16 protein-coding genes are annotated in these 15,342 nt (G+C 41.4%); 14 read left to right on the top strand and 2 right to left on the bottom strand.

Going from position 1 to position 15,342, the window contains the following annotated elements:
- The first annotated feature begins 3 nt into the window (after positions 1–3).
- Entirely contained in the window at positions 4–486 is a 483-nt protein-coding gene (gene coaD, locus CSV75_RS06875; protein ID WP_099675193.1) for a pantetheine-phosphate adenylyltransferase, read from the top strand.
- A 391-nt stretch (positions 487–877) separates the two neighbouring features.
- On the opposite strand, the gene CSV75_RS06870 is transcribed toward coaD, so the two are convergent.
- The gene (locus CSV75_RS06870) at positions 878–1,759 is read right to left on the bottom strand and encodes a hypothetical protein (protein ID WP_099675192.1); all 882 of its coding nucleotides are present in this window, start codon (positions 1,757–1,759) and stop codon (positions 878–880) included.
- Positions 1,760–1,886: 127 nt separating this feature from the next.
- On the opposite strand from CSV75_RS06870, the gene CSV75_RS06865 reads away from it, so the two are divergent.
- On the top strand, positions 1,887–2,933 hold the full coding sequence (locus CSV75_RS06865) for a SepM family pheromone-processing serine protease (protein WP_099675191.1): 1,047 nt from the start codon (positions 1,887–1,889) through the stop codon (positions 2,931–2,933).
- Between the two features lie 4 nt (positions 2,934–2,937).
- On the opposite strand, the gene CSV75_RS06860 is transcribed toward CSV75_RS06865, so the two are convergent.
- Complete coding sequence (locus CSV75_RS06860; RefSeq protein ID WP_099675190.1) at positions 2,938–4,116, bottom strand: nucleotidyltransferase; 1,179 nt, start codon at positions 4,114–4,116, stop codon at positions 2,938–2,940.
- 126 nt (positions 4,117–4,242) lie between these two features.
- Between CSV75_RS06860 and CSV75_RS06855 the strand changes: the two genes are divergently transcribed.
- The 12 genes from CSV75_RS06855 to CSV75_RS06800 all read left to right on the top strand — a co-directional run bounded on the left by CSV75_RS06855 (position 4,243) and on the right by CSV75_RS06800 (position 15,308).
- On the top strand, positions 4,243–4,773 hold the full coding sequence (locus CSV75_RS06855; RefSeq protein WP_099630835.1) for a YceD family protein: 531 nt from the start codon (positions 4,243–4,245) through the stop codon (positions 4,771–4,773).
- A 24-nt stretch (positions 4,774–4,797) separates the two neighbouring features.
- The gene (gene rpmF, locus CSV75_RS06850) at positions 4,798–4,971 is read left to right on the top strand and encodes a 50S ribosomal protein L32 (RefSeq protein ID WP_099630836.1); all 174 of its coding nucleotides are present in this window, start codon (positions 4,798–4,800) and stop codon (positions 4,969–4,971) included.
- A 106-nt stretch (positions 4,972–5,077) separates the two neighbouring features.
- Positions 5,078–5,839: an enoyl-CoA hydratase/isomerase family protein gene (locus CSV75_RS06845; RefSeq protein WP_099675189.1), complete on the top strand. Its 762-nt coding sequence runs from the start codon at positions 5,078–5,080 to the stop codon at positions 5,837–5,839.
- 136 nt (positions 5,840–5,975) lie between these two features.
- Positions 5,976–6,191: an acyl-CoA carboxylase biotin carboxyl carrier protein subunit gene (locus CSV75_RS06840; protein WP_099630838.1), complete on the top strand. Its 216-nt coding sequence runs from the start codon at positions 5,976–5,978 to the stop codon at positions 6,189–6,191.
- 81 nt (positions 6,192–6,272) lie between these two features.
- Entirely contained in the window at positions 6,273–7,760 is a 1,488-nt protein-coding gene (locus CSV75_RS06835; RefSeq protein ID WP_099675350.1) for an acyl-CoA carboxylase subunit beta, read from the top strand.
- A gap of 55 nt (positions 7,761–7,815) precedes the next feature.
- A complete protein-coding gene (locus CSV75_RS06830) occupies positions 7,816–8,709 on the top strand; it encodes a ketopantoate reductase family protein (RefSeq protein WP_158231618.1) in 894 nt (297 codons plus the stop codon).
- Positions 8,703–9,083: a DUF3397 family protein gene (locus CSV75_RS06825; protein WP_158231617.1), complete on the top strand. Its 381-nt coding sequence runs from the start codon at positions 8,703–8,705 to the stop codon at positions 9,081–9,083. Before CSV75_RS06830 ends, CSV75_RS06825 begins: the two co-directional genes overlap by 7 nt.
- A gap of 84 nt (positions 9,084–9,167) precedes the next feature.
- Positions 9,168–10,784, top strand: a complete 1,617-nt coding sequence (bshC, locus tag CSV75_RS06820; RefSeq protein ID WP_158231616.1) for a bacillithiol biosynthesis cysteine-adding enzyme BshC — start codon at positions 9,168–9,170, stop codon at positions 10,782–10,784.
- Between the two features lie 531 nt (positions 10,785–11,315).
- The gene (mraZ, locus tag CSV75_RS06815) at positions 11,316–11,747 is read left to right on the top strand and encodes a division/cell wall cluster transcriptional repressor MraZ (protein WP_099631023.1); all 432 of its coding nucleotides are present in this window, start codon (positions 11,316–11,318) and stop codon (positions 11,745–11,747) included.
- A gap of 17 nt (positions 11,748–11,764) precedes the next feature.
- Positions 11,765–12,697 carry a 16S rRNA (cytosine(1402)-N(4))-methyltransferase RsmH gene (rsmH, locus tag CSV75_RS06810; RefSeq protein WP_099675185.1) on the top strand — a complete coding sequence of 311 codons (933 nt, stop codon included), beginning with the start codon at positions 11,765–11,767 and terminating at the stop codon, positions 12,695–12,697.
- Positions 12,698–12,714: 17 nt separating this feature from the next.
- Positions 12,715–13,086: a cell division protein FtsL gene (gene ftsL / locus CSV75_RS06805; RefSeq protein WP_099671918.1), complete on the top strand. Its 372-nt coding sequence runs from the start codon at positions 12,715–12,717 to the stop codon at positions 13,084–13,086.
- Positions 13,087–13,118: 32 nt separating this feature from the next.
- The gene (locus CSV75_RS06800; protein ID WP_233191597.1) at positions 13,119–15,308 is read left to right on the top strand and encodes a penicillin-binding transpeptidase domain-containing protein; all 2,190 of its coding nucleotides are present in this window, start codon (positions 13,119–13,121) and stop codon (positions 15,306–15,308) included.
- Positions 15,309–15,342: the final 34 nt, after the last annotated feature.

Here is a 15,342-nt window from a genome sequence, read left to right as displayed (position 1 = left end):
GACATGACACAAATCGCAATCGTACCGGGAAGTTTCGATCCGGTAACGAATGGACATTTAGATATTATAGAAAGAGCAGCAAAAACATTCCAAGAAGTCCGTGTTGCCGTAATGAATAACTCTTCAAAAAAACCGTTATTTACAGTGGAGGAGCGTGTTGCTTTGATTCAGGAAGCGATATCGAAATATGACAATGTCAAGATTGATACTTCTGCAGGACTGTTGATAGATTATGCACAAGAAGTTAACGCTTCGGTCATAGTTCGTGGGTTACGCGCCATTTCGGATTTTGAGTATGAAATGCAAATCACGTCGATGAACCGGGTACTGGATGAAAGTATTGAAACGTTCTTCGTGATGACAAAGAGTCAGTATTCGTTCCTTAGCTCAAGCATGGTCAAAGAAGTGGCACGTTACGCTGGAGATGTCTCCACGCTCGTACCCCCCCATGTCAATGTAGCTCTGATGAGAAAGTTCGGAAAGTAAGGATAAATAATTAAAAAATGATAAAAAAGGTTGGGACAAAACCTCAAAAGGTATGAAGGAGAAGACACCTTCATACCTTTTTTAATTTACTGAAACTTATTTATAAAGTTTAATTAGTTAGTAATCAAGAGTGTACCGGAGCGGAAAAAGGCCGACTCCTGCGGGATCTAGCGCGAATGTTGAGACCCCACAGGAGCGCCAGCGACGAGGAGGCTCAAGCGCGCCCCGCGGAAAGCATGCCTTTTGGAGCGTAGGGGAACGGACTGTTTTTTAAGTTATGTCCCAGCCTCCTTTTGCGTAGCAGTAAGTTTACCGACAAACACTTCCCTTAGAAGCGCACATGCTCTCCCAAACAACTAGACGTGTCACAGCAGTAGTTTTGAATACTTGCTCAATAAATCCAAATGAATAATACAGGGACGAGTAACGTATTCCAGACCCTTGCAAACACGTAAGGAAGTATGCGAATACCAGCGCTCCTCGCGATCGTCATAACCTGCATATGAATACTCATACCGTTGATCGAAAGGATAGCCGCAATGAGCATCGGATAAATCGCATCATCGGCAAAATGCTCGGTAGCCGACTGGACACCTGAAGTCATCTCGAACACTGCGAGCAATAAAGTTTTGGTAACGCCCATATCCACAGTGATGATAGAAGATATGGAATGCGAAAGCACATTACCGAGGGAAGAGAAGAAAATGACCGTGGTGGCCACTAACAATATGACGGATGAACTGTCTTTAATAGAGCGCAGCAAAGGTGACGTTTTATGTTGTTGGGGGATGAATGGGACAGATGGCTGCTGATGCCGACTTCCCACAAGCGACATGGCCAATATGAAAAACACGATATTAGCCAGATGAATGGCGAGCAACAATTTCCAACCACTTGTCGTGCTGCCGAATAATTCGTTACCCACAAAGCCAATAATGAACATAGGTCCTGGTGCATGACAGGATGCGACAAGCAAACAACTTTCAGCGGCAGAGATCTCTCCATTTTTTTTCATTTCGCTAACGGTCACGGCTCCTACCGGAAAGCCTCCAAATGAACCTAGCACATAAGCTTTTATGTAACGACTCCATTGACTAGTGCCTTGTTTGCTAGGCATTTTCAATAACCACTGCGTTAAAATAATATATGGTAGCAAATAGGGAAGTAACGCATGAGTGAATAATTGGATGCCTGAAATGGCTCCTTCATGTGCGACATCTGGTTGCAAAATAAATAAAATAATTAGCGCCCAGATGAAGAGTACGTTACTCATTGTTCAATACGGCAGGGTCGTAAATAAAAAGCATCTGTCGCACTCCTTCCTAATTTTTGAAATACAAGAAAATCTACCGTAATATATATGTAGTATTCGTACAGGCTATTAATGGAGGTGAGCTTTTATGAAAATGCGTAAGTGGGGAATCGCTGCGGTAATCCTACTAGTAGTGGCTTTTTTAGCACTTTATCCGTTAGATATGTATATTTCTCGACCCGGCGGAGCTTATGATTTGGCGCCACTCGTAGAAGTAGTAGGCGGAGATACTGACGATGTAGGAACATTTAGCTTGATGACAATTGCGATTGGCAAGGCGACACCTGTAACGTACGCTTGGTCAAAAATTTCAGATAAAATGAAGTTGTTGCCGGCCACGCAAGTGAGAAGACATGGTGAAAGTGATGCGGAGTATGGAGTGCGTCAGAAAAAAATGATGGCTGATTCTAAAACACATGCCATATCGGTAGCATTTGAGAAGGCAGGATTACCTATCAATAGAAAATTCACGGGAGTCTTTGTTGCAGGTGTATTACCGAAAGGAGCTTCTGCAGGAAAGCTCGAAGTAGGAGATATCATTCGATCGATTGATCAACTAAAGCTTGCTTCAACAGAAGCATTTATGCGTGAAATCGGTGATAAGCATGAAGGTCAGAAAGTGCATCTGCAAGTACAACGTGGACAACAGCTGTTGGATGTTCCGGTAGAATTAAAAGAACTTCCGGGGACGGACGGACGAGTAGGTCTTGGAATAGAGTTTGAAGAACAGATTAAATTGGAGACAGAACCAAAGGTTGATATACGTACAGAAGAAATCGGTGGGCCTTCAGCGGGTTTAATGTTCACACTGGAATTGATGAACCGCCTAGTGGATGTCGATTTAACGAAAGGCTATACTATCGCAGGGACTGGCGAGATGCATGAAGATGGGTCAGTGGGACGAATTGGTGGAATTGATTTTAAAATCATAGCAGCTGATCGTCAAGATATGGAGATATTTTTCGCGCCTGACGATGAATTACCGGAGGAAGTGAAACAGAAGAATCCGCAGCTTCTCTCAAATTATGAAGAAGCGAAAGCAACTGCGGATAAAATTGGCACAAAGATGAAAGTTGTACCGGTCAAAACGATTGACGATGCACTAAGTTATTTGGAAAAACTACAGGAAAAGTGAGTCATCACAGCAATATGGGCGGTGTTTTAAAATCAAGACCTGGCTCTTTGTGAATACCACACATATAAATATCCGTGCTTTTACTATCTAACAAAAGTGATGGGTCTTTGTGAGAACCTACTCGAGTGATAAGTGGCAAAGTCATTTCTTTTTTCACTGTGCGTAAATAACTTCGTCCGTTTGCAGACATACCTAATAGCCGTAAATAAGATGGTCTGGTAATTTGTGCGCGGGTTGATTTTCGATAACCAATCAAAACATGTACTAGCATTCGTTGTATGCGCGTCCATGTGTAACGTTTGGATTTGACGGCATGCATAAATTCTTGAAATGTAGCATGTTCTTTTGCAGCGCGCCATAAAGCAAACTCAATACCTTCCGTAATATCTGCAATGGACGCTAATTGCTCAGGTCCTTCACGAAGAATTGTGTACCGAAGAAATGGGTAGAGATGATTCCAGCTTTGATGAGGCTGTTGACGAAGAAGCTCAAAGGAAGTTGTAGGCATGAAAGACTGAACGTGCGCGACATCGGTCGCAAACAATTCCTTGCGTATTCCCGTTGCGCTAGCAATAGTATCCTCAGGTAATGCGGCATCATGATAATGTGTTCCTTTTCGCTCAAGCGTGACGGCGATCATCTTCGATTGAATTTCTTTTACGGCTTGCATATAATGAAATCCTAGAATGTTATTTGGCTCTGATAAATCAGCGAGTGGTTCTTCAGTGGTGCGTGAAATTGCTTCATATGCAATTCGCAATGCATTCGGATAACTGATCCCTTCCTGTATGGAACTCTTTATGGTTTTTTCATAAAGTTCTTTCTGTGTATTCATTGTGTCCAAACTATTCAAAAATGGTGCGATACGACCTTCTTCACTTCCGAAGCAAATATACTCGCAGCGGAGAGCGTCTAGGATTTGTACGGCCCCTTTCGCGAATTGAGGAGCATGTGCTGTGGAAAAAGCATATGGCAACTCGATGACCAGGTCTGCACCACTAGCAAGGGCCATGCGCGCTCGTGTCCATTTATCGACAATCGCTGGTTCACCGCGTTGAAGAAAATGTCCACTCATCACAGCAATCATAACATCTGCATCTGTTAGCCTTTTAGCTTCGTTAAGATGGAACAAATGGCCGTTATGAAAGGGATTATATTCGACGACAATACCAGTAGCTATCAATGAAATCCTCCTCTGTACTTGCGTATATTGAATTATACCGTTAAACTTGTTAAGGTGACAAGAAAATATCTTGACATCCCTTATTTAAAATACTATAATCAACATTGTTGTCTTGAGGTGATAGACATGAAATGGTCCATTCATCAATTACGGAAACATAGGCAAGGCCCGCTACTGTTTGACGAAGCAGTGAATTTGGATTCCGTGAAAAATCGGAATGAAGAAATTAGGGCAATTCAGCCTGTTCGAGTAAGTGGAACATGTACAATTGGTGAGAAAAAGTTAACATGCCAGCTTCGGCTAGAAGGTTCAATGATTTTGCCTTGTGCACGTACGTGGGAAGACGTCGATTATCCATTCTCCATTGAAACAGTTGAGCAATTCAGCTGGGACGACGAGACACTTCAGATGGATGATGAAATTCATCCGGTTGATGGGGAAACAATTGATTTTACTCCTGTATTGGAAGAACTGATTTTGCTTGAAATCCCGCTGCAAGTATTCTGTGAAAATGCAGATGAGATGCGACAGGTGGAAGGTAAAGGTTGGTCCTATACAACCGATGAAGAATTGGAAGCGCAACGACAAGAAGCAGAAGAAAAAGTGGATCCTCGTTTAGCGGGATTGGCTAATTTTTTTGAAACCGATAAAGAGTAAACCCTTATAAGGAGGTGCCCCCCAATGGCAGTACCAAAGAGAAGAACTTCTAAAACGAAGAAAAATTTGCGTCGAACTCATTTCAAAATTGAAGCGCCAGGTATGACTACTTGTAACAACTGTGGCGAAATGAAATTGGCACACCACGTTTGCAAATCATGCGGACACTACAAAGGAAAAGACGTTGTAGGCGAATAATTTAGATTCTACACAACGAATGAAAGGCTACCTTGAGACCATGGCTCAAGGTAGTCTTTTTTGTTTTGCATAAAAATGGTATGCTAAAAGAAAAGGGGGAATTTTTTTGTCTTATTCTATAAAGATCGATCAATCAATTGCATATTTTACAATTAATCGTCCTGCCATGCGAAATGCGGTAAATTATGATGTCATGGAGGGACTCGAATTCTTTCTAGATAAAATCGAGGATGACCCTGAAGTTTCTTTTGCTGTCATTACAGGAGAAGGCGACTTGGCATTTTGTTCTGGTGGAGATCTTAGTGATTTTCACGGCTTTCAGACCGCGGAGCATGCGTTTCCGATGCTTAGCAGGGGGGCAAGTATTTTATATCGTATCGCGACATTACCGATGCCTACAATAGCGCTGGTAAATGGGGCAGCTGTTGGTGGCGGATGTGAACTGGCAACGGCTTGCGATTACCGATTGGTTGCATCGCATGCAAGAGCTGGATTCATTCAAGGTACTTTGGCGATCACGGCTGGTTGGGGTGGAGCTACCCTATTATTCGAGAAAAACGGCCCACATGACCGTTTGCTTCAATTCACGGGCGGTGCTAGCATTCATTCACCTGAACACCTACTAGAGCTTGGCTGGGCGACTGAAGTGTATGAGGGGGATACGCAAGCAGCTCTTGATCAATTTCTAGCTCCCCAGCTTAAAGTACATAGAAATGTACACCGTGCGTATAAATCTATCGCCACTAGGAAGTGGGAGGCTAACGGGCTTGAACACGCCATGCAGGAAGAAGCTCGCGTCTGTTCCATTCTTTGGGAAAGTGACGCGCATCATGAAGCTGTCCAAAACTTTTTAACAAAAAGTAAGTAAACTTTCAGTCCCGACAGGCATACACTATCGGGACTGTTTAAAATGTACTTGAAAACGGTTTCATAGATAAGATACACTATCTATAAAGAAGTTATTTTCAGCGAGTGTTTGCATTCGAAATGTGAGGAGTGATTGTATGCAAGATGTAAAAGCCACTATGGCAGGTACGATATTTCAAATTGAAGTAAAAGAAGGAGATCCTGTGACAAAGGGACAAGTTGTCGTCATTTTGGAATCCATGAAGATGGAGATTCCGCTAGAAGCTGAAGTGGATGGAACGATAAGTAAGATCCACGGTGCTGAAGGTGATTTTGTAGATGAAGATGAAGTGTTAGTTTCCATTCAATCGTAATGAAAGGAGGGACGTTCCTTGACAAACGAATCAACAAAGACCACGTATAATGAAAAACTTCAAAAAATCACTGCCCATGTTATGGCGGGTGGTGCAGAAAAATATCATGAAAAATTGGAAGAGCAGGGTAAATTATTCGTCAGAGAACGATTACGCCTTTTATTTGATGACGGTAAGTATGCTGAGGATGGAAAATTTGCAAACTGTGAAGCGAAAGATCTACCTGCTGATGGAGTGGTTACAGCCACTGGGAAAATCAACGGTCAAACGGTTTGCGTTATGGCTAACGATTCTACAGTTAAAGCGGGTTCTTGGGGTGCAAGAACGGTAGAGAAGATTATCCGCATTCAAGAAACAGCCGAAAAGCTTCGTGTGCCATTGCTATATTTAGTGGATTCTGCAGGTGCACGTATTACAGATCAGCTAGACATGTTCCCGAATCGTCGTGGAGCCGGTCGTATTTTCCATAATCAAGTACGTTTATCGGGTGTCATCCCACAAGTATGTCTTTTATTCGGTCCCTCTGCGGCTGGTGGTGCCTATATTCCTGCTTTCTGTGATATTGTCATCATGGTAGAAGGCAATGCCTCGATGTATTTAGGTTCACCAAGAATGGCTGAAAAAGTTATAGGTGAGAAAGTGACGCTAGAAGAAATGGGTGGCGCACGCATGCATTGTACGGTAAGTGGATGTGGGGATGTGCTAGTAAATACTGAAGAGCAAGCGATTGTAGAAGCGCGTAGGTATCTATCCTACTTCCCAGCGAACTTTGAAGAGTCTACTAGAATAGCGGAACCCCGTGGGGTAAAGGAAGGTCGTTCGTTGGAAGAAATCATTCCCGAAAATCAAAATGCTCCTTTCGATATGTATGAGGCGATCGATCAATTAGTGGATAACGGTAGCTTGTTCGAAATCAAGAAGTTGTTTGCGCGGGAAGTCATCACTACACTTGCACGTATTGACGGACGTCCTGTTGGAATCATTGCCAATCAGCCCAAAGTAAAGGGGGGCGTGCTGTTTGTGGACTCAGCGGATAAGGTAACGAAGTTCATTACATTATGTGATGCTTTCTCTATTCCGTTGCTGTTCCTTGCGGATGTGCCAGGGTTCATGATTGGGACGAAAGTGGAACGACAAGGTATTATTCGTCATGGAGCCAAGCTAATTATGGCAATGAGTTCCGCCACTGTACCAAAAATTTCAGTTATTGTACGTAAAGCATACGGAGCGGGACTGTACGCGATGGCAGGTCCTGCATTCGAGCCGGATGTCTGTATTGCGTTGCCGACTGCGCAAATCGCTGTAATGGGTCCTGAAGCAGCTGTCAATGCGGTATATTCGAATAAAATCGAAGCCATTGCGGACCCGAAAGAGCGTATTGCATTTATAAAGGAGAAACAGCTAGAATATAAAGAAGAAATCGATGTCTATAAAATGGCTTCGGAACTTATCATTGATGAAATCGTTGCACCTCATAATCTACGGTCAGTGCTTGCTGAAAGATTCGAATATTATAAAACGAAAAAAATTGTGAATTCTTCGAGAAAACATCCTGTCTATCCTGTATAATAAAATGTACCAACAGAGACGCCTTCACTGGGTCTCTTTTTTAAGGAGGAAAACTATGCGATTTGTAGTGGTAGGAGCAGGATCCATTGGGTTATTAATTGGTTCCTATTTAGCTCAACACCAGGCAAATGTCATCTTTTGGGTAAGACGTGAGGAGCAAGTAAAACACTTACGTAGTGGTCTAGTAAGAGAGCCAGAAAACTTTACATATGAAGTAGATTCAACCATACATATTAAAGAGTTGCCGTTAGACGCATTATGGATTATTGCTGTCAAGTATGATGCGTTACACGCTGTATTATCCGAAATCAGCGCTCTACCTATACAACCGGATTTATTATTCATTCAAAATGGAATTGGGCATCTATCGCTGATTGAGCAGTATCCACTTGGACATGTGTCGTTCGCGACGGTCGAGCATGGTGCAAAGAGAATAAATGATCGGACAGTATCGCATAATGGTATTGGACCTATTAACATCGTGGAAAATGAAAAGATTGCTCCCACCATACAGTGGATGCAAGAAATAGATCCACATAATTTTCCCATTACTACACAACGAAATGCAAAACAGTTATTATTTCGTAAAGTCCTAATCAATTGTGCGATCAACCCACTAACAGCATTATTGGAAATTAGGAATGGACAGTTATTAGAAAATCCCTACTTCCATTTATTATTCCGTCAGCTATGTGAAGAGTTGCTCAATAACTTTGAAGAGTATAGCGATCTATTGAGTTATGACGATATAGAAGAGGTATGCCGTAGAACAGCCGACAATCAATCTTCTATGCTGGTAGATAGAATAAAGGGTCGGAATATGGAAATTGAAACTATTTTAACGGCAGTGTTGAAAGAAATTAATCAAAAAGGCGGCAATGCTCCCTTTTTGCAAATACTTGAGACTACACTGCTTGGAATAAACAGGAGTGAATGTGGCGGATGTTGACGAATATACTTGGAGCGTTATTATTGTTCCCTTTTATAATTTTAGTTGTATTAATTATCGTTGCAAAGAAAATAGGGTTACCTAAGAAGAAGAGGATCGGTTGGGCAGTAGACTGGACTACGCCGTTTATGGTACTCACCGTTTTGATTTTGATTCGTGCAATTTGGGATGCTTGGCTTCCCATTTTGTTAATCGGAATATTGTGTTTGGTTGCTATCGGGTTTGCAGTAATAGAACGTTCGAGGGAAAAAGAGTTTCGGACGTCTTGGGTATTACGCAGAACGTGGAGAGCGTATTTTCTACTCTTAACAACAGCATACTTTCTACTGTTCATTACCGGAATTACAGTGCAGATCATCCGCTACGTGAACTAATGAGTCCTCATAAGCGTATCTATTCAACCTGATCGGATGAGGTGATATACTGGCTGTAGTATGGTACAAAAAGGAGTTTGTGAGATGGACTTGGACACAATGGAGTTGCCGAAAAAGAATAAATTGATGGAAGCGTATCGTCACGATCCACAATTTTTCCATAAATTTTTTGAATATGAAATAACACCTATAGGGTATGAAGAAAGAGCGGCAGAATTACAACGACGTTCTTTTCAAAGAGAACAGCTGGCTGCTACTGTAGAAAATTATATGAAGCCATTTGGAATATCAGACTTGGCTGCACGATATATTCAAGAGCTTTCTGAAGATGCGTTGGTAGTAATTGGTGGACAGCAAGCAGGGGTTTTGACAGGACCTTTATATTCTGTTCATAAAGCTATATCCGTGGTTTTATTGGCACAAAAACAACGAAAAGAATTAGGCAAACCTGTAGTGCCAGTGTTTTGGATTGCTGGGGAAGATCATGATATTAACGAAATCAATCATACATATACTGCGGAGGCAGGAAAAGCAATGAAGCGGCAGTTTAAACAGCCGACCATTTTAAAAACGATGGCCTCAGACACACAGTACGATCAAAAAGAAATGACCGTGTATATTAGAAAGATTTTTAAAAGTTATGGAGAGACATCTTATACGCAAAAATTGTTGCGTGATGTGCTACAAACCGTAGAACAACAACAGAATTTCACAGATTTCTTCACTTCATTAATGAATAACCTATTTACTGCGCATGGATTATTATTTATGGACGCAGCTTATAAGCCATTGCGTCAATTGGAGTCACCTTATTTCTCACAGATGATTGAAAATACGGAAGCAATGGCGAAAAGCATTTACTATGCAGAACAACAGCTTCACACGTATGGTCATGCAAAGCCCATCGAATCGGAAGAACAGGATGCCAATCTGTTTTATGTTCATGATACAGGTAGGGTACTACTCAGAAGAAAAGATGGCAAATTCATTAATGAACAAGTAGGTGTATCTTTTACAGAACAAGAAATGCATATTATTGCGAAAAATGAGCCATGGTTGCTTAGTAACAATGTAGCCACAAGACCCATTATGCAAGATCTCATATTTCCAGTATTGGCATTTGTCGGTGGACCTGGAGAAATAGCATATTGGTCTTTATTAAAAGAGGCATTTCACATAATGGGAATCAATATGCCGGTAGTCGTACCAAGGCTTTCAATTACTTTGGTCACTAGGCAAGTTCAGGAAGCGTTAAAGCTTACGGGTACTACAATGAATCAAGTAATGAATTACGAACTACCGGAACTACTGGAAAAATGGCAAGAACAACAGCGAGATGAGCAATTCGATCGTTTGTTGGCAGAAACGAAGAATCAATTACAAATGCAGTACGAACTATTGCAATCACATCTAGAAGCGACAGATCCGGGACTGCTACAATTGCTCGATAAAAACTTGCAATTCCATAATAGTCAGTTTGAATATTTACAGAGGAAAAAAGAGCAGTCGATTTTGCTTAAGAACCACGTGCAATATGAACGTTTTAAGATTATTTCGGAACAGCTATTTCCGGAAGGCTCCCTGCAAGAGCGTCTCTATTCGCCATACTTTTATATGAACCAATTCGGTGAAGGGTTGATTGACGAGCTACTGAAACAACCTTATACGTGTAATGGATCGCATCAGTTAGTCTTTTTATAAGAAACCACTCAAACCCGTCATTCGTTCTATACATGGCGGGTTTTGTTTGTGTGTAAAAGATTGGTAAGCAAATTTGTTGTGGTAGGGATTGTCGTTTCAGAGGTGATGTATTTCCGGAATATCGCAGAGAATTAATCGTCTAAGTGATACTCCTCTTATGTTTCGCTTTTTTCGGATGAACTGAATGTAAAATTGAACGTAGATAAGTTTAAATGCAACACAATCCCCCATACTAACTTCAATAAAAGATCTGTAGTCCACTCCGCTTTCTCGGCAGACAAAAAGCAACTCTAACGACAGCTTCCAGCCTTCGTACTCACTTGTAGACTTTCCAATTGATAGTGAACATTCTCAAAGGTGCTAACTTGAGAAAATTGCGAAAAAAGTAGTTTTTTCGGGATACAGAAGAGAAAATAAATTAGAAAGAAGTACTATTGACACATTTTAAAAATTATGCGAAGAAAAATGGTGTAGTGGGTGGAGGAAAGTGGGGGGATGTGGTACATTATTTCATACAGTGGGGTGAATTATATGTTCATGGGTGAGTATCAGCATTCAATCGATATAAAAGGTCGACTGATCGTTCCTTCAAAATTTCGGGAGCAATTGGCAGAAGGCTTTATTTTAACCCGTGGACTAGATAATTGCTTGTTTGGATATCCACTGGATGAATGGCAAAAGCTTGAAGAAAAATTGAAAGCATTGCCGGTTACAAAAAGAGATGCACGAGCATTCACTCGTTTTTTCTTCTCAGGAGCAAGCGAAGCGAATCTCGATAAGCAGGGGAGGGTAAATATACCCGCAAACCTACTAGAATTCGCGAAGATTGAAAAGGACTGTATGATTATCGGCGTATCCAGCCGGATTGAAATCTGGTCTACAGAACTATGGGAAGCGTATTACGAGGAATCTGAAGAATCATTCAATGACATTGCAGAAAACCTTATTGATTTTGAATTTTGAAAGCAGGCGGAATAACCATGTTTAACCACACGACAGTATTACTACATGAAGCCGTTGAAGGCTTGAATGTAAAAGAAGATGGCATTTACGTGGACTGCACACTTGGTGGTGCAGGTCACAGTGAAGAAATTGTCAAACTTCTATCATCCGAAGGACAACTAATTTGCTTCGACCAAGATATGACAGCTATTGAAGCAGCACAAAAAAAACTATCAAACTATACTGCACAAGTACACTTCGTCCATGCGAACTTTAAAGACTTGAAAAGTGAATTAGCGAAATTGGGAATCTCTCATGTAGATGGGATTTTATATGACCTAGGAGTTTCATCTCCGCAATTGGATACACCGGAGCGAGGCTTCAGTTACCATCATGATGCACCGCTAGATATGCGTATGGATACCTCTGCACCATTGACAGCTTTTGAAGTAGTCAATGAATGGTCGTATTCAGATTTGGTCAGAATATTCTTCCGCTATGGTGAAGAAAAGTTCTCGAAACAAATCGTTCGCAAAATTGAAGAAGCACGCGCTAATGCGCCTATCCGTACAACAGGTGAACTGGCTGAGCTTATTAAGATGGGTATTCCGGCCGCTGCGAGAAGAACCGGAGGTCACCCCGCGAAACGTGTGTTTCAGGCTATACGAATTGCGGTAAATGATGAGTTGGGAGCAGCTGAACAATCTTTGACCGATGCACTCACGTTATTGCGTGAAAATGGTCGGATTAGCGTAATTACCTTCCATTCACTTGAAGACCGCTTATGTAAAACTATTTTTAAGGAAGCATCTTCCATGCCGGAGTTGCCGCCAAACTTACCAATTATACCTGAGGGCATGGATCCGGAATTCCGTCTTATTACACGAAAGCCGGTCATCCCTACAGATGAAGAAATAAAGCATAATAAACGTGCTAGATCAGCGAAATTACGAATTATAGAGAGAAATTAGAAAAGGGGAATAGAGCAATGGGACTAGAACAACGGAACCTTAATACGTCACTGACACCGGAGATAGAACAACATACAGACTTAAATCAGCCGCAGGTTGTCCGTCGTGTAAAAAAACGTTTTTCTAAGGGTGAAAAGATATTGTTTACTTTATTTGCGGCATTTACAATTGGATCTTCTTCAATGCTTTTACAGACACATTCAGATATAAACGCTGTAAATAAAGAAGTGCAGTTGATGAATTCCGAAATTGAAGATACTGCAAAACAGAATACTGAATTGTCCATTCAAGTAAGTGACAAATCCACGTACGAACGTATTTGGAAAAAAGCACAAGAGAGTGGTTTGAACCTTAACGAAAGTAACGTAAAGGTCGTACCAGGACGATGAAGAAGTTTCGCTTTCAATGGGGAGCCTTTCTAATGTTTGTAGTATTCGGAGGGCTCTTTTTCATATTATTCGGCAGAATCCTATTTATTCAAATGACGGGCCAAGTTGATGGTAAAGAGTTAGCGAAAATCGCCTCGAACCAATATGAAAAACATGCAGTCTTACAAGCAAGCCGCGGGGCAATTGTAGATCGAAACGATGTGCCGATTGCATCGGATACGTTAAGTTATCATGTAGTTGCTGTTCTCAATGAAGCGGCTAGTAAAAACAGCAAAAGAAAATATCATGTTGTTGATTATAAAGAGACGGCTAAAGTACTGGCTAAGTATTTACCTTTAAAAGAACGTGAAATTTACGATAAAATGAAAAATGCTAGAGAAGGCGCGTGGCAAATTGAGTTTGGACATGCGGGTAAAGATCTGAACCGTGAAACGGTTTTGAAAATGAAGGAAGAACTCGATAGAAAAAAATTATCGGGTATTTTGTTTGTGGAAGGTAAAAAACGATTCTATCCTAACGGTCGATTCGCATCTTACTTAGTGGGCTTTGCTCAAAAAGAAGAATTGGAAAACAATCTTACCGTCACCAAAGGGAAAATGGGGCTTGAGAAAACATATAATGAGCAACTAACTGGTATCGATGGAAAAGTAAATTATCAATCGGATGGTTGGGGATATTTATTGCCCACAGCTAGCAAACAAATTACAGAACCCAAAGATGGCCAGACGATTAAGCTTACTTTGGACAAGACGATCAGTAACTTTGTAGAAGAAGCAATGGATCAAGTTGAAGAGGAGTATTCTCCAAAGAAAATGATGGTTCTCGTATCTAATCCTAAAACCGGTGAAATCCTGGCAATGAGTCAGCGACCGACATTTAACCCGATGACGCGAGAGGGTCTGACGGAAAACTGGTTGAATGATGCAGTTGAACAGACGATTGAACCAGGTTCCCCTATGAAGATGTTCACATTGGCTGCTGCAGTAGAAGAAGGTAAATGGGCACCGGACGATTACTTCAAATCTGGCTCTTATCGGATCTATGACCGAGTGATCAGAGATGTGAATGTAGACGGTTGGGGTACGATTACGTTTATGGAAGGGTTGCAACGCTCCTCTAACGTGGGAATGGCATACCTTCTGGAAAGAATCGGCGATCAGAAATTCATTGAATATGTTCATAAGTTTGGCTTTGGTAAACAAACTGGAATTGATTTGCCGAATGAAGCGGCAGGTGTAGTACTCGACAATTATCCGGCTGAACGACTAACGACTTCCTATGGGCAAGGTTCTACAGTTACACCATTACAAATGATACAGGCTGCTTCTGCTATTGCGAATAACGGTGTCATGATGAAACCATATGTAATTGACCAAATCATTGATCCGAATACAAAAGAAGTGCTGGAGAATCATGAACCTGAAGAAAGTGGAACACCGATTTCCGCAGCAACAGCCAAAGAAGTGCGAGAAATCCTTGCGACAACAGTGACATCAGAAAATGGTACTGCACAAAAGTATCATCTTGAAAATTATGCAGTAGGCGGTAAAACAGGTACGGCGGAACTTCCCAAAACAGATGGAAAAGGGTATATGTCTGGCCCCGGGAACTATTTATATTCGTTCCTTGGAATGGCACCGATTGATGATCCGCAGCTTCTGATTTATGTAACTGTTCAGCAACCTAAATTAAAAGCTGGTGAACAAGGGTCTGATCCTGTATCCAAAGTGTTTAATCCCATTATGGAAAACAGCTTAAAATATTTGAACATTGCTCCTGATGATGAACAAGTGATTCCTGTCAAAAAAGTTGGGGATTATGAAAGAGAAGACGCGGAAACAGCAGCTTCACTAGCGGTGGAAGATGGTTTCCAAACTGTATTAATCGGAGAAGGTGGCAAAGTAACGAAACAAATACCAAAAGCCGACACGAAATTACCGGAGGATTCAATTATCTTGTTGGAAACAAAAGGGGATACGACATTCCCGGATATGACAGGTTGGTCTAAAAAAGTGGTGCTCTCATTTATGAACCTTTCGAAGTTAGACATTCGAATCAACGGAGAAGGTTACGTTGTGGGACAAAGCGTAACAGAAGGAACAGTAGTAAACAAAAAAGATCCGATTGTTGTTGAACTTCGGACGCCTGAACAGCAGTATAATAAAAAGAAAAGTAATGAAGATAAGGAACAGAACGAAGAAGTGCAAATCATGGGAGGCTAATGAATAGCGCATGATTTCACAGCATACCTTAATA

It is taken from the genome of Sporosarcina sp. P18a (genome assembly GCF_002743135.1).
Taxonomy (GTDB): Bacteria; Bacillota; Bacilli; order Bacillales_A; family Planococcaceae; genus Sporosarcina.
This window is presented reverse-complemented; position numbering and strand designations above follow the sequence as displayed.